Origin of the sequence: Mycolicibacterium alvei, from assembly GCF_010727325.1 — a bacterium.
Classification (GTDB): domain Bacteria; phylum Actinomycetota; class Actinomycetes; order Mycobacteriales; family Mycobacteriaceae; genus Mycobacterium; species Mycobacterium alvei.
The window spans coordinates 231,711-257,699 of record NZ_AP022565.1 but is presented as its reverse complement, the minus strand read 5'-3'; the positions used below and the strand labels follow the sequence as shown (position 1 = coordinate 257,699).

Sequence of the window (25,989 nt, the reverse complement as noted above, 5' to 3'; positions counted from 1 at the left end):
TAGCTATGGGATTGTTCTGCGTTGATACGTTTACCGCGGGTCAGCACTCGACGTTCCACGGGTCGGTGCGCACCGACGACACCCGCACCGCAAGTGCGTCACCGAACTGCCCGTGCAGCACTCCGGCAGCCTGGGCGCACCAGGGGAACTCGGTGGCCCAGTGCGCCACATCGACGAGTGCGACCGGTGAGGCGCGTCGGTGCTCATCGGCGGGATGGTGCCGTAGATCCGATGTGACGTAAGCCTGTACGTCGGCCCGGGCCACCGTGCCCAGCAGTGAGTCGCCCGCTCCCCCGCACACCGCGACCCGCGACACCATGGCGTCGGGATCCCCCGAGGTCCGCACCCCCCACGAGGTGGCCGGCAGCGCAGCCCGTACCCGGGAGGCGAAGGCCGACAACGGCTCTGGCCGGTCCAGGAGTCCGATCCGGCCGATTCCCACGTCGCCGGGAATCGGCGCCAGCGCGATGATGTCGAAGGCCGGTTCCTCGTAGGGATGAGCGGCCCGCAGGGCGGACAGGATGGTGGCGCGCAGCCGCGAGGGCGCGATCACCTCCACCCGATCCTCGGCCACCTGCTCGACGGTGCCCACCTCGCCGATGGACGGGGCGGCCCCGTCGTGCGGCAGGAACTGCCCGGTACCGGGCACGCTCCAACTGCAGTGCGAGTAGTCCCCGATACGCCCGGCCCCGGCGTCGAACAATGCCGCCCGCACTCTCGCCGTGTGCGCGGCCGGCACGAACACCACCCATTTGTCCAGATCAGGACCCGGCGCCGCAGGCGACAGCACCGCCTCGACGGTCAGACCCAGCGCTTCGGCCAGGGCATCGGATACTCCGGGCGACGCGGCATCCGCGTTCGTGTGGGCGGTGAACAGGGCCCTTCCGGTACGGATCAGCCGGTGGATCAGGGCGCCCTTGGCGGTGTCGGCGGCCACCGTGTCCACGCCGCGCAGCAGCAGTGGGTGGTGGGCCAGCAGCAGACCGCGCTCGGGCACCTCGTCGATCACGGCTTCGGTCGCGTCGACCGCGATCGTCACCGATTCGACGGTTTCGTCGGGGTCACCGCACACCAACCCGACCGAGTCCCAATCGTGGGCCAGGTGCGGCGGGTACGCCGCGTCCAAGGCGGCGATTACGTCGGCCAACGGCACCCCGGCCGGTCGTGCGCTCATTGCAGCACCTCCGTCATGGCATCGATGAGTGCGGGCCATTCCGGACGCACCGCGGCACGCAGATAGTTTCCCGGCAGGCCCACGAAAGTATCGCAACGCCGTACCGCGATGCCTTTGCTTTCCAGATGTTTTCGCATCAACTCGGCGTCGGGCACGGTGAACAGGACAAATGGCGCCTCGCCGGCCACCACACCCAGTCCGAGCGCATCGAGCCCGGCGACCATCGCGTCCCGAAGTTCGGCGAGCCGACGGGCCCCGGTGTCGGCCTCGGCCACCGCTTCGGAGCTGCTGGTCGCGGTGATGGCCTCCAGTTGCAGCGTGCCCAGCGGCCAGTGCGGGCGCGGTGCGGTGAGCCGGGCCAGCACGTCGGGCGCACCGAGCGCATATCCGACCCGTAGCCCGGCCAGTGACCAGGTCTTGGTCAGGCTGCGCAGCACCAGCACGTCAGGCAACGATTCGCCGGCCAGCGTCTCGGCCTCACCGGGGATGCCGTCGGCGAACGCCTCGTCGACGACGATCAGCCGGCCCGGCCTGCGCAACGCCAGGATGTCCTCGCGCCGGTGCAAAACCCCGGTGGGATTGGTCGGGTTGCCGACCACCACCAGGTCGGCCTCCTCCGGCACGTCAGCCCCTGCCAGGGTGAACGGAGACGGAAGCACCACGTGCTGGATCGGCACATCGGCCGCGGCCAGCACGGCTTCGGGTTCGGTGAATGACGGGGCGATCAGGGCGGCCAACTGCGGTCGCAGTCCGGCCAGCAGGGCAAATCCTTCGGCCCCACCGGCCAGCAGGGCCACCTCGTCCCCACTTCGGCCGTGGCGCGCCGCGACCGCTTCGACGGCCCGGCGTTGATCGGCCTGGCTCGGGTAGCTGCCCAGGTCGGGCAGCCGGGCCGCGAGCCGATCGGTCAGCCAGGACGGCGGACCACCGGGGCGGACGTTGACCGCGAAGTCCAGCATGCCCGGCAATGCGGCCTGGTCGCCGTGGTAGCGGGCGCCTGCGCGGGGTGGGTGTGGCACAGCACGACCCTAGTGGTCACAGGCCTTCAACTGGGCATCCGGACGACCGCCGACGACATACGGGAGAATGGGTACGTGACCGACACGCTGGAACGCACCCGACCGCAGCTGGTGCTCTTCGATCTCGACGGCACCCTGACCGATTCGGCGGCCGGGATCGTGTCGAGTTTCCGCCACGCCCTGACCCACGTCGGCGCCGAGGTCCCGGACGGCGACCTGGCCGGACGCATCATCGGCCCGCCCATGCACGAGACGTTGCAGGCGCTGAGTCTCGGCGAGGCGAGCTTCGATGCCGACACTGCGATCGCGGCCTACCGCGCCGATTACACGAGCCGCGGCTGGGCGATGAACCGCCTGTTCGACGGTGTCGAGGCACTGCTGGCAGATCTGCGGTCCGCAGGGGTGCGGCTGGCGGTCGCCACCTCGAAGGCCGAGCCCACCGCGCAGCGCATCCTGGAGCATTTCGGCCTCGACGGCTACTTCGAGGTGATCGCCGGGGCCAGCCCCGACGGGGTCCGGGCGGCCAAGGCCGACGTCGTCGCCTACGCACTGGCCCAACTTCAACCCCTGCCAGAGCGCGTGCTGATGGTCGGTGACCGGATGCACGATGTCGAGGGTGCAGCCGAGCACGGGATCGGCACGGTGGTGGTCGGCTGGGGTTATGGCGCCACCGATTTCGCCGGCCCCACCGCCGTCGCCGCACATGCCCACGTCGACACCGTCGCCGCGCTGCGGGAGGTGCTCGGTGTCTGAGTCGAGGGAGGTGCAGTTGCACGTCACGTTCGTGTGCTCGGGCAACATCTGCCGGTCCCCGATGGCCGAGAAGATGTTCGCCCATCAGATCGGCGAGCGCGGCCTGGCCGATCTGGTCCGGGTGAGCAGCGGCGGAACCGGCGGCTGGCATGCCGGCGACGGCGCCGACAGCCGCGCCTGTCTGGTGTTGGGTGAGCGCGGTTATCCCAGCGATCACGTCGCCGCCCAGGTCTGCGAGGACCATCTCGGCGCCGACATGGTGATCGCGCTGGGCCGCAATCACCTACGCATCCTCACCGATCTGGGCGTGACGGCCGACCGGTTGCGGATGCTGCGCTCATTCGACCCGCGATCGGGCGCACACGCTCTCGACGTGGAGGATCCGTACTACGGCGGCAAAACGGATTTCGAGGATGTGTTCTCCGTGATCGAGTCGTCCCTGCCCGGTCTGCACGCCTGGATCGACGCGACGCTGGCCGAGCGGGGAATCCGGGGAACGGCAGTCTGATGCGACGCCTGGCCTTCCTGCTACGACCGCAATGGGTGGCGTTCTTCATCGTGGTGGTCGCTTTCGCCTACCTGTGTTTCACAGTTCTGGCGCCGTGGCAGCTGGGCAAGAACACCTCGACTTCGCGGGAGAACAACCAGATCTCGCATTCACTGCAGGCCGACCCGGTTCCGGTGACCACCTTTCTGCCACAGCAGGATTCGGTCGCGCCCGATGCCCAGTGGCAGCGGGTGACCGCCACCGGGCACTACCTGCCCAAGGCGGAGGTGCTGGTCCGGCTGCGGGTGGTCGACGGCGCGCCGGCGTTCGAAGTGCTCACCCCGTTCGCCGTCGACGGCGGGCCGGTGGTGCTGGTCAATCGGGGCTTCATCGAACCGATCGACGGAAACAAGGTGCCGGAGTTCGAGGCCGCACCCACCGGTCAGGTGTCGATCACCGCGCGTCTGCGGGACCAGGAAGGCCTCATCCCGGGCAAGGCGCCGTTCCGCAGCGACGACGGCGCACAGCAGGTGTACTCGATCAACACCGGGCAGATCGCCTCGCTCACGGGCGTTCCGCTCACCGGGTCGTATCTGCAACTGGTCGCCGACCAGCCCGGCGGGCTCGGGGAGATCTCCCTACCGCACCTCGACGCCGGACCGTTCCTGTCCTACGGCATCCAGTGGATCGCATTCGGCATCATCGCCCCGCTCGGTCTCGGCTACTTCGTCTACGCCGAGTTGCAGCAGCGCAGGCGCGAACGGGCAGCGGCCGAGGCGGCCTCGAAGGAACCGCCCCGCGAACTCACCGGCGAGGAGAAGATCGCCGACCGCTACGGCAAGCGCCGCTGACCGCTACGAGCAGCACCGACACCGCCGCCGCCGAGACCTGCACCGCGCGCGAGAGCCGCACCGCCCGGGCCACATCGGCCACCTCGGGCATGCGCCCGTCGCCCAGAGTGGGCCGGATCTCCAGCTGATGCGCATACTGCGTCGGGCCACCCAGACACACCCCCAGCGCGCCGGCGAACGACGCCTCGGCCACCCCGGCGTTGGGGCTGGGATGGCGGGCCGCGTCCCGTCGCCACGCGCGCAGCGCCGCCCGGGGTGAACCACCCACCACCGGTGCGCACAGCGCGGCCAGCAGCCCGGTCAGCCGGGCCGGCAGGTAGTTCAGTACATCGTCGAATCGGGCTGCCGCCCAACCGAAGTGGTTGTACCGCGGCGAACGGTGCCCGACCATCGCGTCCAGCGTGTTGGCACCCCGGTACACCAGCACCCCGGGCACTCCGCCGATCGCCGCCCACAGCAGCGGCGCCACCTGTGCGTCAGATGTGTTCTCGGCCAGCGATTCCACCGTGGCCCGGGTCAGGCCTGAAGCATCGAGCGCGGCCGGATCCCGCCCGCACAACGAGGGCAGCAGGGCACGCGCACCGTCGAGGTCGGCGTTCTGCAGCCGCGTCGACATCTGGGCACCCACCCGATTGAGCGAGGTTCCGCCGAGTGCGACATAGGTGGCCACCGCGGTCACCCAGATGCGCTCACCCCGTCCCGCCGCCCAGCCCAGCCCGGTCAGGCCCCCGAGCAGCAGCCCGGTGTGCAGCACACCTGCCCTACGGTTGTCGGCGTAGATCAGCTTTTCCAACCGTGCTGCGCCCGTGCCGAACCCGGCCACCGGATGCCCGCGGCGTGGATCGCCCAACAGCAGGTCGGCCACGAACCCGACGGCGATACCGGCGGCCCGACGGTGCCAGATGGGCGGGCACGCCCGCGGGCTTCTCGGCGCAAACACCCCGGCAGCGTCTCACAAGGTGGTCTACTCGACGTCATGAGGCTGGGTCCGCCACGACGCCCGCGACGGGTCACCGATCTGCTCAACCCGGCGGCGGCGCTGCTGCCCGCGGCCAACGTGATCATGCAACTGGCGTCCCCGGGTGTCGGTTACGGGGTACTGGAGAGCCCGGTGGACAGCGGCAATGTCTACCAGCATCCGTTCAAGCGGGCCCGCACCACCGGTACCTATCTGGCCGCGGCCACCATGGGCACCGACGCCGACCGCAGGCTGCTGCGCACCCAGATCGACAAGGTTCATGCGTTGGTCCGCTCACGGGCCTCAAGCCCGGTGTCCTACAACGCCTTCGATCCCCGGCTGCAACTGTGGGTGGCGGCCTGCCTGTACCGCTACTACGTCGACATGCACGAGTTCCTCTACGGCCCGCTCGACGAGGAATCCGCCGACGCTGTCTATGCCGACGCCCGCACGCTGGGCACCACCTTGCAAGTGCGCGATGGGATGTGGCCCGAGGACCGCAACGCCTTCGACGCGTACTGGAAGCAGTCGCTGCAGGATCTGCGGATCGACCCACCGGTGCGTGAGCACCTGCACGGGGTCGCGGCTATGGCGTTCCTGCCCGCGCCGATCCGCCTGTCGGCCGGGCGGTTCAACCTGTTCGCCACCACCGGGTTCCTGCCCGCCGAGTTCCGCAGCCACATGCGGATGAGCTGGACGGACGATCAGCAGCGGCGTTTCGAGTGGCTGTTGACCGGCCTGCGGGTCGCCGATCGCGTGATCCCGCACGAGGTATGGCTGTTGGGCTATCAGATCTATCTGTGGGACATGCGGATCCGTGACCGTCTCGGCAAACGAGTGGTCTGATTGAGGAGGGCGAAAAATGACGTTTCCGGCGCTCGCTCATGTGGCGGTCACCGTCCGCGATCTGGCGGTCAGCGGCCCGTGGTACCGCAGGTTGTTCGGCGCCGATCCGGTGCTCGACGAGGACACCGACGCCGGCTTCCGTCACCTGGTGTGGCTGCTGGACGGCGGCACGCTGTTCGGCATCCACCAACATCAGACCCCTGCTCCCGCTGACGGTTTCAGCGAGTTCCGGGTGGGCCTGGATCACGTCGGCTTCGGTTGCGCGTCGCGTACGGAACTCCAGACCTGGGTGGACCGGCTCGACAGTCTGGGTATCGCCCACGGCGGGATCGTCGATGCGCCGTACGGGTCGGGGCTCAGCTTCCGCGATCCCGACGGCATCGCCCTGGAGTTCTTCGCCGGGGCCTGAACTCGAGTGGTATCGCAGGGTATCGCCGACACGCGCGGATATGATCCGACGCGGAGGTCCCCTTTGAAAGACGCCATTGTCCTGGTTGCCGTGTCGCTGGCAATCGGATTCGCGCTCGGCGGCCTGCAGTCATCCGGCCCGCCGGCCGCTGCCCCGGCGTTGCCGGCCCCGCCGCTGCCGCGACCGGGCGTCTACACCGTCACCGAGACGTCGGGTGACCGCGCGCCGGAACCCTACAACTGGACGCTGTCCGATTGCGGCCCCCGGTGCCTGCGCGTGGTCTCGCCCGAATCGGAGGGCACGTGGCAGATGGACCTGCAATGGGACCCCGCCGCTGACCGGCACAAGGGTGCGTGGGTCGGTGAGCACCTCAATCCCGGTGTGCGCTGCCCGGCCGACGGATCCAAGACCGGCCCGGTTCCGTTGAAGTACGTCATCAGGGCCGACCTCACCGGATTCGTCAACCTCAAGTTCTCCGAGCAGAGCCCGTCATGTTGGGGAGAAACCGTCATGCTCGGCCGCCGGCTCGCACTGCGGCGCGCAACGGCTGTGTGGTCCTAGGACCGGGATTTGATGGTGGGCGCGGACGGTATCGAACCGCCGACCGCTGGTGTGTAAAACCAGAGCTCTACCACTGAGCTACGCGCCCCGTCGCAGGCACGGTACACGCCGCAAGGGCGTGACCGGAAATTCAGGCCTGCTCGGACTGCAAAACCGCCAGCGCCTCCCGCCACACCGCCTGATCTCGCGCCTGACCGGGTTCCATCATCTCGGCGAAGCGGATCTTGCCGGCCTTGTCGACGACGAATGTGCCACGGTTGGGATACCCGGCGTCGTCGTTGAACACGCCGTAGGCCTGGCTGACCGCGCCGTGCGGCCAGAAATCCGAGAGCACCGGGAACAGAAATCCACTTTCGACGGACCAGATCTTGTGCGTCGGAGGCGGGCCGACCGAGATGGCCAGGGTCGCGGTGTCGTCGTTCTCGTACTGCGGCAGCTTGTCGCGGATCTCGCCGAGCTCACCTTCGCATACACCGGTGAATGCCAACGGAAAGAACACCAGCAGCACATCCTTGGCACCGCGGTACGCGCTGAGTGTGACCGGTCGGCCGTTCTGGTCCTGGAGCGTGAAATCGGGCGCCGGGGCACCGACAGCGAGCACTATCCCCGCTTTCCCGCGGCCTTCGATTTCGGCTGCACCAGGCGACTCGCCGTCCAGTCCCCCAACTTGGCCGACGAAGTCTGCATCAACCCGGCCGTCGGCGCCGATTCGGCGATCTCGGCGGGCTGCACGTGCCCGGGTTTACCGGTTTTGGGAGTCACCACCCAGATCACGCCGTCCTCGGCGAGTGGAGTGATGGCGTCCATGAGTCGATCGACGAGATCCCCGTCGTCGTCCCGCCACCAGAGCAAAACCACGTCGACGACCTCGTCCGAATCTTCGTCGAGCAGCTCTGAGCCACACGCTTCTTCGATGTCGACCCGGATGTCGTCGTCGCTATCCTCGTCCCAACCCAGTTCCTGGACTATCTGATCCTTATGGATGCCCAGTATGTGGGCGTAGTTCGGGCCTGAGTCCGTCCCCGCCGCGACCACCGTCGGTCCTCCTTAACCTGTCCTGGAGCCTCTCTCAAGACTTCGTATTTCCCTATCGTCGCACGACGAGGCATCAGTGCGGACGTCCGGCAGGCGAGTTTGTCCATCCACCGGTCAGTAAGCCTTGTCGCATCTGGTCAATGCGTTCTCTCGAGCGGTGTTCGAGCGCTGCGATGCCGCATTGAATTCGTCCGGGCCGACATGGCCGGAAATGGCGGCGACAAGGACCCTCGCCGAGTCGATCCATTCGGTCAGGGCGGCGTGAAGATCCGGAGACAGCGCGTCGGACAGACCGGAGCTGACCAGATCGGCGCTGCGGTTGAGGCCGTCGATCGCGGGGCCGGCCTTGGCGGCGGTGTCGCCACCGTTGTTGACCGCCTCGACGTAGCCGTTGACGGCGTTGACCGCGTCGACGGCGGAGGTGCTGAGGTCCTCGCACACGGTGTGCACGGCGCGCGTGGTCAGTGAGGCCTGACGTTCGGATTCTCGGGTCACCGAGCTCAACGACGACTCTTCGATCGACGCCTTCACCGATGCCCGGTACACGGGGGCGGCTGACGGATCACCCTGCGCGGTACCGCCGGTAACGGACGTACAACCCACCACGACCATCGCGATCATCGCCGCACCGCCCAGTGCGCACGCGGCGATCCTCGCCTTTGCCCCAAACTGCCCATCAACCGGCACGATCTGCAGACGTTACCGGTTCCCAACGCAACTGATGGGTAACTTACGCACCACCACCCCCACCGGCCCGGAGGCGGCAAGATAGGTGGACGATAGGAGGTGCCACAAGCACCGTCAGTTGTTACCGCCTAACAAGGAGCGGAAGTTGACCACCGAGTTCGTGCGCCAGGATCTGGCCCAAAACTCCTCTACCACAGCCGAACCCGACCGGGTACGGGTCATCCGTGAGGGGGTTGCCTCCTACCTTCCCGATATCGACACCGAAGAGACCGCGGAATGGCTGGAATCGTTCGACGAGTTGCTGGAGCGATCCGGCCCAGCCCGAGCCCGGTATCTGATGCTGCGCCTGCTCGAGCGCTCCCGCGAGAAACGCGTCGCGATTCCGGCGCTGACGTCGACCGACTACGTCAACACCATCCCGACCGACCTGGAGCCCTGGTTCCCCGGCGACGAGGACGTCGAGCGACGCTACCGCGCCTGGATCCGGTGGAACGCGGCCATCATGGTGCACCGCGCCCAGCGCCCGGGAGTCGGTGTGGGCGGGCACATTTCGACGTATGCCTCGTCGGCCTCGCTGTACGAGGTCGGGTTCAACCACTTCTTCCGCGGCAAGTCCCACCCGGGCGGTGGCGACCAGGTTTTCATCCAGGGTCACGCCTCCCCCGGCATCTACGCCCGCGCGTTCCTCGAAGGCCGCCTGTCCACCGACCAACTGGATGGTTTCCGTCAGGAGCACAGTCATCCCGGCGGCGGCCTGCCGTCCTACCCACACCCGCGCCTGATGCCCGACTTCTGGGAATTCCCCACGGTGTCGATGGGCCTGGGCCCGATGAACGCCATCTACCAGGCCCGGTTCAACCACTATCTGCACGACCGCGGCATCAAGGACACCTCCGATCAGCATGTGTGGGCGTTCCTGGGCGACGGCGAGATGGACGAGCCCGAGAGCCGCGGCCTGATCCAGGTGGCGGCCAACGAGGCGCTCGACAACCTGACCTTCGTGGTGAACTGCAACCTGCAACGCCTGGACGGCCCGGTACGCGGCAACGGCAAGATCATTCAAGAACTGGAGTCGTTCTTCCGCGGCGCCGGCTGGAACGTCATCAAGGTGGTCTGGGGCCGCGAGTGGGATGCCCTGCTGCACGCCGATCGCGACGGCGCACTGGTCAATTTGATGAACACGACGCCTGACGGTGACTACCAGACCTATAAGGCCAACGACGGCGCCTACGTGCGCGATCACTTCTTCGGGCGTGATCCGCGCACCAAGGCCCTGGTCCAGCCGATGACCGACCAGGAGATCTGGAACCTCAAGCGCGGCGGTCACGACTACCGCAAGGTGTATGCCGCCTACCGCGCCGCGATGGAGCACAAGGGCCAACCGACGATCATCCTGGCCAAGACCATCAAGGGCTACACCCTGGGCAGCCACTTCGAGGGCCGCAACGCCACGCACCAGATGAAAAAGCTTGCGCTGCAAGACCTCAAGGATTTCCGCGACGTCACCCGGGTGCCCATCACCGATGCGCAGCTCGAGCAGGACCCCTACCTGCCGCCGTACTACCACCCGGGACCGGAAACCCCGGAGATCCGGTACCTGCTGGACCGGCGCCGCGCACTGGGCGGGTTCGTCCCGGCCCGTCGGAACAAGACCACGCCGCTCACGCTGCCCCCAGCCGACGCCTACTCGGCGCTGAAGAAGGGGTCGGGCAACCAGTCCGTGGCCACCACCATGGCCACGGTGCGCACGTTCAAGGAACTGTTGCGGGACAAGAACATCGGCCCGCGTCTGGTGCCGATCATCCCCGACGAGGCTCGCACCTTCGGCATGGACTCGTGGTTCCCGAGCCTGAAGATCTACAACCGCAACGGGCAGCTGTACACCTCGGTGGACTCGGCACTGATGCTGGCCTACAAGGAATCCGAGATCGGCCAGATCCTGCACGAGGGCATCAACGAGGCGGGTTCGACCGCGTCGTTCACCGCAGTGGGCACGTCGTACTCGACCCACAACGAGCCGATGATCCCGATCTACATCTTCTATTCGATGTTCGGGTTCCAGCGCACCGGCGACGGCCTGTGGGCGGCGGCCGATCAGATGGCCAAGGGCTTCGTGCTCGGGGCGACGGCCGGTCGCACCACGCTGACCGGCGAGGGCCTGCAGCACGCCGACGGCCATTCGCTGCTGCTGGCGTCGACCAACCCGGCCGCGGTGACCTACGACCCGGCGTTCGCCTACGAGGTCGCCCACATCATCGAGAGCGGTCTGCAGCGGATGTACGGCGAGCACGCCGAGAACGTGTTCTTCTACATCACCATCTACAACGAGCCCTACGTACAGCCCGCAGAGCCGGCCAACCTCGACCCCGAGGCCCTGCTGCGCGGGATGTACCGCTACCGCCGGGCACCCGAACCACGCTCGAACACCGCCCAGATCCTGGCGTCGGGCGTCTCGATGCCCGAAGCGCTGCGGGCGGCGGACATGCTGGCGGCAGAGTGGGATGTGGCGGCCGACGTGTGGTCGGTGACCAGCTGGGGCGAGCTCAACCGCGAGGGCGTGGAGATCGAGCGGCACCGGCTGCGCCATCCGGATCAGCCCGCCCGCACCCCGCACGTCACCAGCTCCCTGGCCGATGCAGCCGGCCCGGTGGTCGCGGTGTCGGACTGGATGCGTGCGGTGCCCGAGCAGATCCGGCAGTGGGTCCCGGGTACTTACATCACCCTCGGTACCGACGGCTTCGGCTTCTCCGACACCCGGCCGGCGGCACGGCGTTTCTTCAACACCGACGCCGAGTCGGTGGTGGTCGCGGCGCTGGAAGGGCTGGCGCGTGACGGCGAGATCGATCCGTCGGTGGCCATCGCGGCGGCCAAGCAATACAAGATCGACGACGTATTCGCCGCCGCGGTGTCCTACGTCGACACCGGCAGCGCCTAGCCAGGTCCGGAACGGGCGGTCGCACTCCAAGCGGCCGCCCGCCGGACGGGCGGCTTGGAGGAATCCACCAGAAAAGTGGCGTAGCTTTTAGGAATGCCCGACAAGCGGTTCATTCCGCCGAAATCCACGGTCGAGGTCCTTGAGACCGTGCCCGACTCGACGCTGCGCCGGTTGAAGCAGTACTCCGGCCGGTTGGCCACCGAGGCGGTACACGCCATGGCCGAACGTCTGGACTTCTTCAATGACCTGGACGCGTCGCAGCGGGCCAGCGTGCAACTGGTCGTCCAGACCGCCGTGGTCAACTTCGTCGAATGGATGCGGGACCCGGAAAGCGACGTCAGCTACACCGCCCAGGCCTTCGAGGTGGTGCCGCAGGACCTGCGCCGCCGTATCGCCCTGCGCCAGTCGGTCGAGATGGTCCGGACCTCGATGGAGTTCTTCGAAGAGGTGGTGCCGCTGCTGGCCCGGTCCGAGGAGCAGCTCAACGCCCTGACCGCGGGCATCCTGCGCTACAGCCGGGACCTGGCGTTCGCGGCGGCCAGCGCGTACGCCGACCAGGCTGAGGCCCGCGGGGCCTGGGATCTGCGGATGGAGGCCAACGTCGTGGATGCCGTGGTGCGCGGGGACACCGGGCCCGAACTGCAGTCCCAGGCGGCGGCACTGAATTGGGACGCCACCGCCCCGGCCACGGTGATCGTCGGCCTGCCACGTCCGGGCCGGTTGGATCTGGCCCGCGACGACATTCACGACGTCGTGAAGCGCCACGACCGGGCGGCACTGTCCGACGTGCACGGGACGTGGCTGGTGACGATCGTGTCGGGCCCGCTGTCAGCAACCGACCGCTTCCTGGCCGACCTGCTGTCGGTGTTCGCCGACGGCCCGGTGGTGGTCGGGCCGACCTCGCCGACGCTGACTGTCGCGCACCGCAGCGCCACCGAGGCGATCTCCGGGATGAACGCGGTGGCCGGCTGGCCGGGCGCACCCCGGCCGGTGCCCGCGCGCGAACTCCTGCCCGAACGGGCCCTGATGGGTGATGCGACGGCCATCGCGGCACTCGAGAGCGAGGTCATGCGCCCTTTGGCCGATGCCGGCCCGGCACTCACCGAGACCCTCGACGCCTTCCTCGATTCCGGGGGCGCCATCGAAGCTTGTGCGCGCAAATTGTTCGTTCATCCAAACACCGTGCGCTACCGTCTGAAACGGATCGGAGACTTCACCGGCCGCGATCCCGCCGTGCCGCGGGACGCTTATGTGCTGCGTGTGGCCTCGACAGCCAGCAGGCTAAGCAAACAGGCATACCTTCCGGACACGCCAGATGCGGGAACGATCGTGATACCGGCGATTCGCCCGGCGCGTTCGGCCAGACAACACGCCTGAGCTGGGATCGATCGACGATCGAGACGCTGTGACGGATGTCGCTCCGGTGAAGGCAATGTCGCATCACGTGCACTTTTGTGGAGAACCTACAAAAACATAAGACAAGGTTCATAATCTCTTACACCCCACAAACCCGTCTTCACAGTGTTCTCTTAATGACGTGCCTCAACCCGTGCTCGCATTGCTCGCTCCCGGACAGGGATCGCAGACGCCCGGCATGCTCTCCCCTTGGCTGGAGCTGCCCGGTGCGGCCGACCGCCTCGCCACGTGGTCGCAGATCAGCGGCCTGGATCTGGCGCGCCTGGGAACCACCGCGACCGCCGAGGAGATCACCGATACCGCGGTGACTCAGCCGCTGGTGGTGGCCGCCACGCTGCTGGCCTATGAGGAACTGGCCAAACGCGGCGTGCCCGAGACCGCCGAGACGCTGGTCGCGGGCCATTCCGTCGGTGAGATCGCCGCCTACGCCATCGCCGGCGTCATCTCCGCCGACGATGCGGTCAAGCTGGCCGCCACCCGTGGCGCCGAGATGGCCAAGGCCTGCGCGGTCGAGCCGACCGGCATGTCCGCGGTGCTCGGCGGCGACGAGGCCGAAGTATTGGAAGCCCTGGCTCGTCTCGACCTGATCCCCGCCAACCGCAACGCCGCCGGCCAGATCGTGGCTGCCGGTGCGATCTCGGCCCTGGAGAAGCTCGCCGAGGATCCGCCGGCCAAGGCCCGCGTCCGTCAGCTGGCCACCGCAGGCGCGTTCCACACCCGGTACATGGCGTCCGCGCTGGACGGGTACTCCGCCGCAGCAGCATCTGTAACAACCTCTGAGCCGACCGCGACACTCCTGTCGAATGCAGACGGCCGGCCGGTCACCTCGGCTGCCGATGCTATGGAGAAGCTGGTAGCCCAGCTGACCAAGCCGGTGCGCTGGGATCTGTGCTCCGCCACCATGCGAGACCGCTTCCAGACCGCCGAGCGCGCCGGGATCGTCGAGTTCCCGCCGGCGGGAACTCTGGTCGGGATCGCCAAACGTGAACTGAAGGGCACACCGACACGCGCGGTCAAGGCCCCCGCAGACCTGGATGGTTTGGACGAGCTGTAAATCCAGCGACAACTGAATAAGCAGTAACAACCGAACGTCCCGAATCGTCCTCCACACCCGGAGGGCACACTCAACAACAAGAAGGAATCACCATGGGCGCCAGCCAAGAAGAAATCATCTCCGGTCTCGCCGAGATCATCGAAGAGGTCACCGGCATCGAGCCGTCCGAGGTGACCCCGGAGAAGTCGTTCGTCGACGACCTGGACATCGACTCGCTGTCGATGGTTGAGATCGCCGTGCAGACCGAGGACAAGTACGGCGTGAAGATCCCCGATGAGGATCTGGCCGGCCTGCGCACCGTCGGTGACGTCGTCTCCTACATCCAGAAGCTCGAAGAAGAGAACCCCGAGGCCGCCGCCGCCCTGCGCGAGAAGTTTGGCTCGGAATGACCAAACCTTCCACTGCTAACGGAGGCTTCCCGAACGTCGTGGTGACCGCCGTGGAGGCCACCACGGCGCTCGCTGCTGACATCGAGAGCACGTGGAAGGGCCTCCTGGCCGGAGAAAGCGGCATCCGTGAGTTGACCGACGACTTCGTCACCAAGTGGGACCTTCCGGTGCGTATCGGTGGTCACCTCGTCGACGACATCGACGGTCACCTGACCCGCATCGAGCTGCGCCGCAATTCCTACGTGCAGCGCATGTCCCTGGTGCTGGCTCGCCGGCTATGGAAGAACGCGGGTGCACCCGAGGTCGATCCGGATCGTTTCGCGGTCGTGATCGGCACCGGACTCGGTGGCGGCGAGAAGATCGTCGAGACCTACGACGCGATGAACGAGGGCGGCATCCGCAAGGTCAGCCCGCTCGCCGTCCAGATGATCATGCCCAACGGTGCAGCCGCCGTCGCGGGTCTTGAACTCGGCGCCCGTGCCGGGGTCATCACCCCCGTGTCGGCATGTTCGTCGGGGTCTGAGGCCATTGCCCACGGCTGGCGTCAGATCGTGATGGGTGACGCGGACTTCGCCGTTGTCGGCGGTGTGGAGGGCGGTATCGAGGCGCTGCCGATCGCGGCGTTCTCGATGATGCGCGCCATGTCGACCCGCAACGACGATCCCGCCGGTGCGTCCAGGCCGTTCGACAAGGATCGCGACGGCTTCGTGTTCGGCGAGGCGGGCGCGATGATGATCATCGAGACCGAGGAGCACGCTCTGGCCCGTGGCGCCAAGCCGCTGGCCCGGGTGATGGGTGCCGGTATCACCTCGGATGCGTTCCACATGGTGGCTCCGGCGGACAACGGTCTGCGGGCCGGTGCCGCGATGAAGCGTGCGCTGGAAACCGCAGGGCTGGAGGCCAAGGACATCGACCACGTCAATGCCCACGGCACTGCCACCCCGATCGGTGACACCGCCGAGTCCAACGCCATCCGGGTCGCCGGATGTCAGAACGCCGCGGTGTACGCACCGAAGTCGGCACTGGGTCACTCGATCGGTGCAGTCGGTGCGCTGGAGTCGGTTTTGACGGTGCTCGCATTGCGGGACGGGGTGATCCCCCCGACCCTCAACTACGAGACGCCGGATCCCGAGATCGATCTCGATGTGGTTGCGGGCGAGCCTCGTTATGGCGACTACAAGTACGCCATCAACAACTCGTTCGGGTTCGGTGGCCACAATGTGGCTCTGGCTTTCGGGAAGTACTGACCTCCGGCGGTAACCCGATAGGTACCCCGGCCGGTAACACACCGAGGGAATGCACGGAAGGAAGAACACAGCAAATATGGCGGGATTATCCACTGGGAACGGTCTTCCCAATGTGGTTGTCACCGGCGTAGCCATGTCAACGGCGCTGGCAACCGACGCTGAAAGCACCTGGAAGAAGCTGCTCGACGGCCAGAGCGGGATCCGGTTACTCACCGATCCGTTCGTCGAGGAGTACGACCTGCCGGTTCGTATCGGCGGCCACCTCCTGGAGGACTTCGATCACGAGCTGACGCGGGTTGAACTGCGCCGGTTGTCATATTTGCAGAAGATGTCGACGGTGATCGGCCGCCGGGTCTGGGCCAACGCTGGCTCCCCGGAGGTCGATACCCGCCGGCTCATGGTGTCGATCGGCACCGGTATGGGTTCCTCCGAGGAGCTCGTGTTCGCCTACGACGGCATGCGGACCAAGGGCCTGCGCGCCGTGTCGCCACTGGTGGTGCAGATGTACATGCCCAACGGTGCGGCCGCGGCGGTCGGGCTGGATCGCAAGGCCAAGGCCGGGGTGTGTACCTCGATCTCGGCCTGTGCCTCCGGTTCCGAGGCCATCGCCAACGCCTGGCGCCAGATCGTGCTCGGCGAGGCCGACATCGCGATCTGCGGTGGCGTCGAGACGAAGATCGAGGCCGTGCCGATCGCCGGCTTCGCGCAGATGCGCATCGTGCTGTCGAACACCAACGATGATCCGGCGGGCGCGTGCCGCCCGTTCGACAAGGACCGCAACGGTTTCGTGTTCGGCGAGGGCGGTGCCCTCATGGTCATCGAGACCGAGGAGCACGCCAAGGCACGCGGCGCCAACATCTTGGGCCGTCTGATGGGTGCGAGTGTCACCTCGGACGGCTACCACATCGTCGCGCCGGACCCCAACGGCGAGCAGGCTGGTCACGCCATGACCCGCGCCATCGAACTGGCGGGCCTGCAGCCCACTGACATCGATCACATCAACGCGCATGCCACGGGCACCAGCGTCGGCGATGTGGCCGAGGGCAAAGCGATCAACAACGCGATGCGCGGGCACGTGCCCGCCGTCTACGCACCCAAGTCCGCTCTCGGGCACTCGGTCGGCGCGGTCGGCGCGGTGGAGTCCATCCTGACGGTGATGGCGCTGCGGGACGGCGTCATTCCACCCACGCTCAACCTGCGCAACCTCGATCCGGAGATCGATCTGGACGTGGTTGCCGGTGAGCCGCGACAAGGCGACTACAAGTACGCCATCAACAATTCGTTCGGATTCGGTGGGCACAACGTCGCGCTCGCCTTCGGGAAGTACTGATAGCCAGCGCTTTCCACCAAAGGAGACTTTATGACGATCATGGCCCCCGAAACTGCTGCTGAATCGCTCGACCCGCGCGACCCACTGCTGCGTCTTCAGACCTTCTTCGATGACGGCAGCGTCGAGCTGCTGCACGAGCGGGACCGATCCGGTCTGCTGGCCGCGGCCGGCACGGTCAACGGTGTTCGTACGATTGCGTTCTGCACCGACGGCACCGTGATGGGCGGCGCCATGGGCATCGAGGGCTGTGCCCACATCGTCAACGCCTACGACACCGCAATCGAAGAGCAGAGCCCGATCGTGGGCATCTGGCACTCGGGCGGTGCGCGACTGGCCGAGGGCGTCAAGGCGCTGCATGCGGTCGGTCTGGTCTTCGAGGCGATGATCCGGGCCTCGGGCTACATCCCGCAGATCTCGGTGGTCGTCGGCTTCGCTGCCGGTGGTGCCGCGTACGGGCCGGCCCTGACCGACGTCATCGTCATGGCCCCGGACAGCAAGGTGTTCGTCACCGGTCCGGACGTCGTGCGCAGCGTTACCGGTGAGGATGTCGACATGGTGTCGCTCGGCGGCCCCGACGCCCACCACAAGAAGTCGGGTGTGTGCCACATCGTGGCCGACGACGAGCTCGACGCCTACGAGCGCGGCCGCCGTCTGGTCGGATTGTTCAGCCAGCAGGGCCATTTCGATCGCGCCAAGGCCGAGGCCGGCGACACCGATCTGGCCGCGCTGATGCCCGAGTCGGCCCGCCGCGCCTACGACGTGCACCCGATCATCGGGGCATTGCTCGACGAGGGTGTGCCCTTCGAGGAGTTCCAGGGCAAGTGGGCCCCGTCGATCGTGGTCGGTCTGGGCCGTCTGGCCGGCCGGTCGGTCGGCGTGATCGCGAACAACCCGCTGCGCCTGGGTGGCTGCCTGAACTCCGAAAGCGCCGAGAAGGCAGCACGTTTCGTGCGGCTGTGCGACGCCTTCGGCATCCCGCTGGTGGTCGTGGTCGACGTCCCGGGCTACCTGCCCGGCGTGGACCAGGAATGGGGCGGCGTGGTCCGCCGCGGCGCCAAGCTGCTGCACGCTTTCGGTGAGTCCTCGGTCCCCCGCGTGACCCTGGTGACCCGCAAGATCTACGGCGGCGCCTACATCGCGATGAACTCGCGTTCGCTCAACGCCACCAAGGTGTTCGCCTGGCCGGACGCCGAGGTCGCCGTGATGGGCGCCAAGGCCGCCGTCGGCATCCTGCACAAGCGTAAGTTGGCCGCGGCGGCTCCTGAAGACCGCGAGGCATTGCATGAGGAACTCGCGCTGGAGCATGAACGGATTGCCGGCGGCGTGGATTCCGCGATCGAGATCGGCGTGGTCGACGAGAAGATCGACCCGGCCCACACCCGCAGCAAGCTGACGCAGGCGCTGGCCGAGGCCCCGCACCGGCGCGGCCGCCACAAGAACATCCCGCTGTAACTCTCAGCTGGCGCGAATGGCCAGTTATTGCACATCAAAGGCGAAAAGCCGTGCAATAACTGGCCATTCGGCGTTGCCGAGCCCGTACTAACGAGTGGTATAGCCACCGTTGGCGAAAATGGTCTGCCCGTTGATCCAGTGCCCCTCGTCGGCGAGAAACACCACCAGCGGGGCGATGTCGGTGATCTCGGTCAACCGGTTGCCCATCGCCTGCGACTTGTGGAACTCGACCCGTTCCGGGGTCTCCTGCGGATAGAAGAACGGCGTGTCCATCGGGCCGGGTGCCACGTTGTTGACGTTGATACCGCGGACTCCGAACTCCTTGGAGGCGGCCCGGGTGAAGTGTTCGACGGGGCTCTTTGAGCCCGCGTAGGTCGAGTAACCGTCGGTGTAGGCCGCCAGCAGCGCGGTCACGATGGTGACCACCGAGCCGTTGTCATTGAGCCGCTTGCCCGCCTGCTGCAGGAAGAAGTAGGCCGCCTTGGCATTGATGTCGAACATCGAGTCATATTCGGCCTCAGTCGTTTCCACGAACGGCTTCCGCAACACCTTGCCGACGGTGTTGATCGCGATGTCGACGCTGCCGAATGCGTCGACGGCCGTGTCGAAGAGCCGCTCGACGTTGGCCGGGACAGTGAGGTCGCCTTGCACTTTGACGGCTTTGACGCCTGCGTCCCGCACTGCCGCGACCGTCTTGTCGGCGTCCGCCTCACTACTGGCGCTGTTGAAATGAACCGCGACGTTGACACCCCTCGAAGCCAACGTCGCGCTGATCAGTCCACCAAGGTTTTTCGCTCCGGCAGCAACGACTGCCGATTTACCTTCCAGTTTGCTCATAGGTCACAGCGTAGTTATGCGATCCACACATGGATAACGCAAACAACCGAGGTTTCCACAAGCTTTGGTTGTGGTTAGGCTTGCCGAGTGCCCGAGAAAGTCCCTGATCTACGGCGTTTGGGTCAATTCATCGCCATCGCGGAGTCCGGCAGCATCACTGCGGCGGCCGCCGTGCTGCACATTAGCCAACAGGCGCTAAGCAGCTCCCTGCAGCAACTGGAGAAAGATCTCAACGCGACGCTGTTCCAGCGCGAGGGGCGTCGTCTGACACTCACTCCGGCCGGTGAATTGCTTCTAACCGAAGGCCGATCACTGCTGGCAGCGGCGCATACGGTGGCCGACCGGGTGGCACAGACCGCCGGCGGCGCGGCTGAGGTCTTTGTCGTCGGCCACACCCCGGCACTCAGCGGCAGCGAAGCCTATGCCCGCCTCGAACCGGCCATCGTCGCTTTCCCCGACACCTCCTTCACCTTCCGTCAGCTCTACCCCGATCAGCTCGCCGCTGCGGTGCTCGGCGGCGAGGTACACCTCGGCCTACGCCGCGGAATCGTCCCCACCAACGAACTGGCCACGGCCGTCGTGGGTTACGACCGAGTGCGGTTGGCTGTCCCCCGCGAGCACCGACTGGCCGCCCAGCCGGTGGTGGACATTCGCGAACTCGCCGGAGAGCGCATCGCACTGTGGGCTCCCCCGGCCGCTTCCTACTACAGCGACTTCCTGATGGGGGCGTGCCGGCGTGCCGGTTTCGAACCCGACTACGTCGTCAGCCGGGTGCAGGGGGCGGCTACCGTCGCCGCCCCGCTGACGACGGGCGCCGTCACGTTCGTCACGACTGCCGCGGGCGAGGCCATGGGCGGCCGAGTGGTGGTCACCGAACTCGAACCACCGCTGTTGGTGGGAGCCCAGGCCCTGTGGCAGCGCCACACCAGTTCGGCGGTGCGCGACGCACTGTTGTCGCAGGTCTAGCCGACCCGGTGGCCGCACCGTTTCGCGAGCGGTCACACCGTGCGTGCCGGCCTACTCGTGATCGCCGAATTCGGCGATCATCTCGGCAGCCGCCTCGGCCGCGAGGTCCCGGTCGCCGCTGACCAGCCCGATGCGGGTGCGTCGGTCGAGGATGTCGTCGGCACACAGTGCGCCTTCGTGGGTGACGGCATATTCGAATTCCGCACGGATGACGTCGATTCCCTCGGCCACCGGTTCGGTGGGCCGAGCACAGCGCGCCCGGGCGATCACGTTGGGCGCCTCGGCTCCGTACCGGGCGACCAGCGAGGACGGCAGCACATGTTCGGAACGCAGGGTGGACACCGGATTGGCCGGGGCTCCGACGAGCGGCAGGTTGGCCGTGCGGCAGCCTGCGGCCGTGAGTCCGCGCAGGGCCAGCGCCCGGTCGAGCACATCCTGGGCCATGTAGCGGTATTCGGTCAGCTTCCCGCCGATGACACTGACCACCCCGCTCGCCGACTCCACCACCGCATGCTCGCGGGACACGTCGGCCGTGTTGCCCTCCCCGGTGTCGATCAGTGGGCGCAGCCCGGCATAGGCCCCTCGTACGTCTGAGGTGGTCAGCTCGGTGGCCAGCGCGGTGTTGACGGTATCCAGCAGGAAGTCGATCTCGCCCGGAGTCGGTTGTGGCACATCGGGAATGGGCCCCGGGGCATCCTCGTCGGTCAGCCCGAGGTAGACCCGGCCGAGCTGTTCGGGCATCGCGAAGACGAAGCGGTTCAGCGCCCCCGGTATCGGAATGGTCAGGGCCGCGGTGGGATTGCCGAATGCCGCGGCGTCGAAGACCAGATGCGTTCCACGACTGGGCCGCAGGGTGAGCGCCGGATCGAGATCGCCGGCCCACACCCCGGCGGCGTTGATGACCACCCGCGCGGTCGCGACGAAGGAATCCCCGGTCAGTTCGTCGGTCAGTCGTACCGAGGTGGCCTCGGCGTCACTGGCGGAGACCCGGGTCAGGATGCGGGCCCCGTGCTGCGCGGCGGTGCGGGCGACGGCCGCCACCAGGCGGGCATCGTCGACGAGCTGGCCGTCGTAGGCCAGCAGGCCGCCGTCGAGACCCTCGGTACGCACGGTCGGCGTCAGCTCGACGGCGCGACGCGCGTCCACCCGGCCCGACCGCGGCAGGGTCGACGCGCTGGTTCCGGCCAGCCTGCGCAGCCCGTCGCCGGCCACGAATCCGGTCCGCACCAACGCCCGTGACCCCCGGCCCATCGACGGCAACAGCGGCACCAGTTGCGGCATGGCCTTGACGAGATGGGGTGCGTTGCGGGTCATCAGGATTCCACGTTCGATCGCACTGCGGCGCGCGATCCCGATGTTGCCGGTGGCCAGGTAGCGCAGCCCGCCGTGCACGAGTTTGGAGCTCCAGCGGCTGGTGCCGAAAGCCAGATCGTGCTTCTCCACCAGCGCCACGCTCAGACCCCGGGTGGCGGCATCCAGCGCGATACCCGCACCGGTGATCCCGCCGCCGATGACGATGACGTCGACCGGTTGCCCGTCGGCGAGTGCGGCCAGTTCGGTGCTGCGCCTGGTGCGGGTGAGTGCTGTCGGTCCGGTCACGAGGCGAGGTATCCGTTCAGTGCGTGGGTGAGTTCGACCGCCAGGGCATCGGCGTCGAGGATGGGTTCGACCATCTGGGCGGACTGGATCGCCGACTGGGTGATCAGCAGGCACATGGTTGCCAGCTGGCGCGGATCACCGGCCCGGACCCGGTCGTTGTCGGCGCTCACTTCCTGAGCAAGCTTGAGCTCGCCGGCCAGTCCGTCGATCAGGATCTGCTGGCTGGTGCCCAGCCGCTCGGCGATGTAGACCATCGCCACGTCGGGTGCGGAGTGCAGTACCGCCGTGATCACCTCGTCGTGACGCAGCCGCGCGGCCACGGTGACGATGCGATCCACCAGGGCTGCCCGGCCCGGCCCATGGTTCACGGTTTCGTCCAGAACACGCACGATCCGCGCGGTGAGCAGCGCGGCCAGGATGGACCGGGTGTCGGGGAAGCGCCGGTACACGGTAGGGCGGCTGACCCCGGCCCGGCGGGCGATCTCCGCCAGGGTCACCCGCTCGACGCCGAAGGCCAGCACGCAGCTCGCGGCAGCATCCAAGATCTGGTCGCTCAGCGATCTCTCGTTACTGATTGACATCATGTGTAATACTGTAACGCATGACTCAGCCGGCCGATCAGTTTCTGCCTCCGATGAAGTGGAATGCCTGGGGCGACCCGAACGCAGCCAAACCGCTCTCCGACGGAATCCGGGCCCTTCTCCAGCAGGCTCTGGGCGTCGACGCCGCGCCGGCCGCAGAGCCGAAGCCCGAGCAGGTGCAGCTGCGGCCGTCCGCACTGCCCGATGCTGACCGGGAGGCACTCGCCGCCATCGTCGGTGCCGCGCACCTCGGTACCGACGCCCCCTCCCGGCTACTGCACGCCGGCGGTAAGTCCACGCTGGACCTGTTGCGCCGCAACGGTTCCGGCGTTCAAGATGCGCCCGATGCAGTGCTGCTCCCGGGCAGCGAGAACGAGATAGCCGAGATCCTGACCTACTGCACCGATCACCGGATCGCGGTCGTCCCGTTCGGCGGCGGGACCAGCGTGGTGGGCGGCCTCGATCCGCTGCGCGGTGACTTCGCCACGGTCATCGCACTCGATCTGCGCCGGCTCGACGCGCTGCACAGCCTCGACAAGGTGACCGGTGAGGCCGAACTCGGCGCGGGCCTCACCGGACCGCAGGCCGAGGCGTTACTCGGCGCACAGGGCTTCTCACTCGGCCATTTCCCGCAGAGCTTCCAGTTCGCCACCATCGGCGGGTTCGCCGCCACCCGATCCTCGGGTCAGGATTCAGCCGGTTACGGGCGATTCGACGACATGGTCCGCGGTCTGCGCGCCGTGACCCCGGCGGGGACGCTGGACCTCGGCCGGGCCCCGGCCTCGGCGGCCGGACCGGACCTACGCCAACTGCTCCTCGGTTCCGAAGGGGTGTTCGGCGTCATCACCCGGGTGCGGGTTCGCGTCCATCCGGTGCCCGAGACCACGCGCTACGAAGCCTGGTCCTTCCCCGATTTCGCCACCGGCGCGGAGGCGCTGCGGGCCATCACCCAGACCGGCACCGGTCCGACGGTGGTCCGACTGTCCGACGAGGCCGAGACCGGGGTGAACCTGGCCACCACCGACAGCATCGGCGAGCAGACCATCACCGGCGGCTGCCTGGCCGTCACCCTGTTCGAGGGCACTGCGGCGCACACCGAGAGCCGCCACGCGGAGACCCGCGGAGTCCTGGAAGCCCACGGCGGTACCTCGCTCGGTGAGGGTCCGGCCCGGGCCTGGGAACACGGCCGGTTCAACGCGCCGTACCTACGCGACTCGCTGCTGGCCGCGGGCGCCTTGTGCGAGACGCTGGAGACCGCCACCACGTGGTCCAACCTGGCCACACTGAAGGCTGCGGTCACCGAGGCCCTGACCACCGCGCTCACCGAATCCGGCACGGCGGCCCTGGTGATGTGCCACATTTCGCATGTGTACCCCACCGGCGCCTCGTTGTACTTCACGGTCGTCGCCGCCCAGCGCGGCAACCCGATCGAACAATGGCAGGCCGCCAAGAAGGCCGCGTCAGAAGCCATGGTCCACAATGGCGGCACCATCACCCACCACCACGCCGTCGGTGCGGACCACCGCCCGTGGATGAGTGCGGAGATCGGCGACCTCGGCGCCGAGGTACTGCGCGCCGTCAAGGCCACGCTCGATCCGGCCGGAATCCTCAACCCGGGCAAGCTGATTCCGTGAATCGGGTTACCGTCCTGACCAATCCGTTGTCGGGGCACGGCAACGCGCCGCATGCGGCCGAGCGGGCGGTCGCGCAGCTGCAACGGCGCGGCATCGACGTGTGCGCGATCGTCGGCACCGACGCCGCGCACGCCCGCAGGCTGGTCGACGATGCTCTCGACCGCGGCACCGACGCCCTCGTGGTGGTCGGCGGCGACGGGGTGATCTCACTGGCGCTACAGGCGCTGGCCAACGGTGATGTCCCCCTCGGTATCGTCCCGGCCGGGACGGGTAACGATCATGCCCGTGAATACCGTTTGCCGACAGACAATCCCGAGGCTGCCGCCGATATCGTCGTCGACGGTCACACCGAGACCGTCGACCTCGGCCGCATCGTCGACACGTCGGGTGCGGTCAAGTGGTTCGGCACCGTGATGGCCGCGGGATTCGATTCCCTGGTCAGCGACCGGACCAACCGGATGCGCTGGCCGCACGGCCGGATGCGCTACAACGTCGCGATGGTCGCCGAGATCTCGAAGCTACGACTGCTGCCGTTCCGGCTCACGTTCGACGACGGCCCGGAGATCCGCACCGACCTCACCCTGGCGGCGTTCGGCAACACCCGCAGCTACGGCGGCGGCATGTTGATCTGCCCCGGCGCCGACCATTCGGACGGACTGCTCGACGTCACGATGATCTCCTCGGCGTCCCGCACCCGGTTGATCCGGCTGTTCCCGACCGTTTTCAAGGGCACCCACGTTGACCTCGACGAGGTGACGACCAAGCGCGCCAAGACAATTCACGTCGAATGTCCCGGCATCAACGCCTACGCCGACGGGGATTACGCGGCCCCGCTGCCGGTGTCGGTCTCGGCCGTACCGGGGGCACTGCGCTTGCTCGTGCCCAAACAGTCCTGAATGAACTCCACCATGCAGTCTCGTGCCTCACGGCTCTCCGGCAGAAACGGCAGGAATGCCGGGAACGCGTGGAGCTGACCGGGCCAGACCTTGAGAGTGCTGGCCCGTCCCGCATCGGTCAGCACCTCATGCATGCGTTCGGCATCGCAACGCAGCGCCTCCGATTCTGCCGCGATGATCAGGCTCGGCGGAAAATCGGTGAGCACTCCGTTGACCGGCGACAGGGCGTTGCCGTCCGATGTTCGCGGACCGACGCATTCGACGATCATCGGCAGGGCAAGTCCGATCCCCATCCGATCCGCGGCGAAATTGGGATGGCCGGATCGGCGTTCACCGTCGAGTTCGAGCAACGGGCTGACGCCGACCACGCCGGCCGGCACACCCAACCCCTGCGACTCGGCGGCGAGAACGGTTGCGAACGCCAGGAATCCACCTGCCGAGTCACCGGCGATTATCGTCTTGGCCGGCTCCGCACCCTGGTCCAAAAGCCAGCGGAACGCACGCAGGCAGTCCGTCACGGACTCGTCGACCGTGACATCGGGGTGCTGTCGGTACTCGACGTGCACCACGGGAAGCTGGGTCCGACGGGCAAGCTCGACCACGACGTGCGAGTGGGTGTCGAAACCGCCCAGAAAGAACCCCCCGCCGTGCAGGTAGAGGATGGCGCCGTCGGCGAGCGGGCGCTGAGCCGACGCTGCGGTTCGGATGGTCTCGATCGTGACATGGCCGAGCGTGATGCGGCTGATCTGCAGCCCCCGCCGAGGGCGGAGGCGCTGGAGCCGCGCGAGCGCGTTGATGCGGCGACCGATCGTGGTGAGGCGGTCCTCGACGGATCGATCTCCTTGGTAGGCAACCGATCTACGCACCTGCGTG

At 67.5% G+C, this 25,989-nt stretch carries 26 protein-coding genes and 1 tRNA gene; 16 read left to right on the top strand and 11 right to left on the bottom strand.

Translation table 11 applies throughout. The features are described 5' to 3' along the window. Positions 1 to 40: 40 nt before the first annotated feature. Both G6N44_RS01170 and cobC read right to left on the bottom strand, forming a co-directional pair. The gene (locus G6N44_RS01170) at positions 41 to 1,174 is read right to left on the bottom strand and encodes a Nif3-like dinuclear metal center hexameric protein (protein WP_163660388.1); all 1,134 of its coding nucleotides are present in this window, start codon (positions 1,172 to 1,174) and stop codon (positions 41 to 43) included. Next, positions 1,171 to 2,133, bottom strand: a complete 963-nt coding sequence (gene cobC, locus G6N44_RS01165) for an Rv2231c family histidinol phosphate aminotransferase CobC (RefSeq protein ID WP_235683147.1) — start codon at positions 2,131 to 2,133, stop codon at positions 1,171 to 1,173. The genes G6N44_RS01170 and cobC overlap by 4 nt, the downstream gene beginning before the upstream one ends. Positions 2,134 to 2,268: 135 nt before the next feature. Here cobC and G6N44_RS01160 point away from each other — a divergent pair, with 135 nt between their 5' ends. From G6N44_RS01160 to G6N44_RS01150, 3 genes are all read left to right on the top strand, one after another. Further along, complete coding sequence (locus G6N44_RS01160) at positions 2,269 to 2,946, top strand: HAD-IA family hydrolase (protein ID WP_163660384.1); 678 nt, start codon at positions 2,269 to 2,271, stop codon at positions 2,944 to 2,946. A 61-nt stretch (positions 2,947 to 3,007) separates the two neighbouring features. Continuing rightward, a complete protein-coding gene (locus G6N44_RS01155; RefSeq protein ID WP_235683146.1) occupies positions 3,008 to 3,454 on the top strand; it encodes an arsenate reductase/protein-tyrosine-phosphatase family protein in 447 nt (148 codons plus the stop codon). Next, the gene (locus G6N44_RS01150) at positions 3,454 to 4,284 is read left to right on the top strand and encodes an SURF1 family cytochrome oxidase biogenesis protein (protein WP_163660380.1); all 831 of its coding nucleotides are present in this window, start codon (positions 3,454 to 3,456) and stop codon (positions 4,282 to 4,284) included. The genes G6N44_RS01155 and G6N44_RS01150 overlap by 1 nt, the downstream gene beginning before the upstream one ends. Here G6N44_RS01150 and G6N44_RS01145 read toward each other — a convergent pair. After that, positions 4,238 to 5,224 carry a cobalamin biosynthesis protein gene (locus tag G6N44_RS01145; RefSeq protein ID WP_235682913.1) on the bottom strand — a complete coding sequence of 329 codons (987 nt, stop codon included), beginning with the start codon at positions 5,222 to 5,224 and terminating at the stop codon, positions 4,238 to 4,240. The two genes, G6N44_RS01150 and G6N44_RS01145, sit on opposite strands and share 47 nt — an antisense overlap. A 36-nt stretch (positions 5,225 to 5,260) precedes the next feature. Between G6N44_RS01145 and G6N44_RS01140 the strand changes: the two genes are divergently transcribed. From G6N44_RS01140 to G6N44_RS01130, 3 genes are all read left to right on the top strand, one after another. Continuing rightward, the gene (locus tag G6N44_RS01140) at positions 5,261 to 6,088 is read left to right on the top strand and encodes an oxygenase MpaB family protein (protein WP_163660378.1); all 828 of its coding nucleotides are present in this window, start codon (positions 5,261 to 5,263) and stop codon (positions 6,086 to 6,088) included. 16 nt (positions 6,089 to 6,104) lie between these two features. Next, positions 6,105 to 6,497, top strand: a complete 393-nt coding sequence (locus tag G6N44_RS01135) for a VOC family protein (protein WP_163660376.1) — start codon at positions 6,105 to 6,107, stop codon at positions 6,495 to 6,497. A gap of 63 nt (positions 6,498 to 6,560) precedes the next feature. Beyond that, a complete protein-coding gene (locus G6N44_RS01130) occupies positions 6,561 to 7,058 on the top strand; it encodes a hypothetical protein (protein WP_163660374.1) in 498 nt (165 codons plus the stop codon). A 13-nt stretch (positions 7,059 to 7,071) separates the two neighbouring features. Here G6N44_RS01130 and G6N44_RS01125 read toward each other — a convergent pair. From G6N44_RS01125 to G6N44_RS01110, 4 genes are all read right to left on the bottom strand, one after another. Further along, positions 7,072 to 7,146 (bottom strand) — tRNA-Val (locus G6N44_RS01125). Positions 7,147 to 7,188: 42 nt separating this feature from the next. Continuing rightward, a complete protein-coding gene (locus G6N44_RS01120) occupies positions 7,189 to 7,659 on the bottom strand; it encodes a peroxiredoxin (protein WP_163660372.1) in 471 nt (156 codons plus the stop codon). Continuing rightward, the gene (locus tag G6N44_RS01115) at positions 7,659 to 8,093 is read right to left on the bottom strand and encodes a DUF3052 domain-containing protein (RefSeq protein WP_163660370.1); all 435 of its coding nucleotides are present in this window, start codon (positions 8,091 to 8,093) and stop codon (positions 7,659 to 7,661) included. The genes G6N44_RS01120 and G6N44_RS01115 overlap by 1 nt, the downstream gene beginning before the upstream one ends. 114 nt (positions 8,094 to 8,207) lie before the next feature. Beyond that, the gene (locus tag G6N44_RS01110; RefSeq protein WP_235682912.1) at positions 8,208 to 8,780 is read right to left on the bottom strand and encodes an Rv2240c family protein; all 573 of its coding nucleotides are present in this window, start codon (positions 8,778 to 8,780) and stop codon (positions 8,208 to 8,210) included. Positions 8,781 to 8,925: 145 nt separating this feature from the next. On the opposite strand from G6N44_RS01110, the gene aceE reads away from it, so the two are divergent. The 7 genes from aceE to G6N44_RS01075 all read left to right on the top strand — a co-directional run bounded on the left by aceE (position 8,926) and on the right by G6N44_RS01075 (position 18,603). Then, on the top strand, positions 8,926 to 11,715 hold the full coding sequence (gene aceE, locus G6N44_RS01105; RefSeq protein WP_163660368.1) for a pyruvate dehydrogenase (acetyl-transferring), homodimeric type: 2,790 nt from the start codon (positions 8,926 to 8,928) through the stop codon (positions 11,713 to 11,715). Positions 11,716 to 11,808: 93 nt separating this feature from the next. After that, positions 11,809 to 13,092, top strand: a complete 1,284-nt coding sequence (locus G6N44_RS01100) for a PucR family transcriptional regulator (RefSeq protein ID WP_163660366.1) — start codon at positions 11,809 to 11,811, stop codon at positions 13,090 to 13,092. Positions 13,093 to 13,264: 172 nt separating this feature from the next. Beyond that, positions 13,265 to 14,185, top strand: coding sequence for an ACP S-malonyltransferase (locus tag G6N44_RS01095; RefSeq protein WP_163669454.1), 921 nt, complete (start codon positions 13,265 to 13,267; stop codon positions 14,183 to 14,185). 92 nt (positions 14,186 to 14,277) lie between these two features. Then, positions 14,278 to 14,574 carry a meromycolate extension acyl carrier protein AcpM gene (acpM, locus tag G6N44_RS01090; protein WP_163660364.1) on the top strand — a complete coding sequence of 99 codons (297 nt, stop codon included), beginning with the start codon at positions 14,278 to 14,280 and terminating at the stop codon, positions 14,572 to 14,574. Next, positions 14,571 to 15,821, top strand: a complete 1,251-nt coding sequence (gene kasA / locus G6N44_RS01085; RefSeq protein WP_163660362.1) for a 3-oxoacyl-ACP synthase KasA — start codon at positions 14,571 to 14,573, stop codon at positions 15,819 to 15,821. Before acpM ends, kasA begins: the two co-directional genes overlap by 4 nt. A 76-nt stretch (positions 15,822 to 15,897) precedes the next feature. Then, positions 15,898 to 17,151, top strand: coding sequence for a 3-oxoacyl-ACP synthase KasB (gene kasB, locus G6N44_RS01080; RefSeq protein WP_163660360.1), 1,254 nt, complete (start codon positions 15,898 to 15,900; stop codon positions 17,149 to 17,151). Positions 17,152 to 17,181: 30 nt separating this feature from the next. Then, positions 17,182 to 18,603: an acyl-CoA carboxylase subunit beta gene (locus G6N44_RS01075; RefSeq protein ID WP_163660358.1), complete on the top strand. Its 1,422-nt coding sequence runs from the start codon at positions 17,182 to 17,184 to the stop codon at positions 18,601 to 18,603. Between the two features lie 87 nt (positions 18,604 to 18,690). Here G6N44_RS01075 and G6N44_RS01070 read toward each other — a convergent pair whose 3' ends face one another. Further along, entirely contained in the window at positions 18,691 to 19,440 is a 750-nt protein-coding gene (locus G6N44_RS01070) for an SDR family oxidoreductase (protein ID WP_163660356.1), read from the bottom strand. An 87-nt stretch (positions 19,441 to 19,527) separates the two neighbouring features. On the opposite strand from G6N44_RS01070, the gene G6N44_RS01065 reads away from it, so the two are divergent. After that, a complete protein-coding gene (locus tag G6N44_RS01065; protein ID WP_163660354.1) occupies positions 19,528 to 20,406 on the top strand; it encodes a LysR family transcriptional regulator in 879 nt (292 codons plus the stop codon). A 51-nt stretch (positions 20,407 to 20,457) separates the two neighbouring features. Here the strand turns inward: G6N44_RS01065 and G6N44_RS01060 are convergent, their stop codons facing one another. Next, positions 20,458 to 22,005: a glycerol-3-phosphate dehydrogenase/oxidase gene (locus G6N44_RS01060; RefSeq protein ID WP_163660352.1), complete on the bottom strand. Its 1,548-nt coding sequence runs from the start codon at positions 22,003 to 22,005 to the stop codon at positions 20,458 to 20,460. After that, entirely contained in the window at positions 22,002 to 22,589 is a 588-nt protein-coding gene (locus tag G6N44_RS01055; RefSeq protein ID WP_163660350.1) for a TetR/AcrR family transcriptional regulator, read from the bottom strand. Before G6N44_RS01055 ends, G6N44_RS01060 begins: the two co-directional genes overlap by 4 nt. Positions 22,590 to 22,639: 50 nt before the next feature. Here G6N44_RS01055 and G6N44_RS01050 point away from each other — a divergent pair, with 50 nt between their 5' ends. Together G6N44_RS01050 and G6N44_RS01045 are read left to right on the top strand one after the other, a co-directional pair. Next, a complete protein-coding gene (locus tag G6N44_RS01050) occupies positions 22,640 to 24,220 on the top strand; it encodes an FAD-binding oxidoreductase (RefSeq protein WP_163669453.1) in 1,581 nt (526 codons plus the stop codon). Next, positions 24,217 to 25,116, top strand: a complete 900-nt coding sequence (locus G6N44_RS01045) for a diacylglycerol kinase (protein WP_163660348.1) — start codon at positions 24,217 to 24,219, stop codon at positions 25,114 to 25,116. Before G6N44_RS01050 ends, G6N44_RS01045 begins: the two co-directional genes overlap by 4 nt. On the opposite strand, the gene G6N44_RS01040 is transcribed toward G6N44_RS01045, so the two are convergent. Then, positions 25,041 to 25,982: an alpha/beta hydrolase gene (locus tag G6N44_RS01040; protein WP_163660346.1), complete on the bottom strand. Its 942-nt coding sequence runs from the start codon at positions 25,980 to 25,982 to the stop codon at positions 25,041 to 25,043. The genes G6N44_RS01045 and G6N44_RS01040 overlap by 76 nt on opposite strands. Between the last annotated feature and the right edge of the window lie 7 nt (positions 25,983 to 25,989).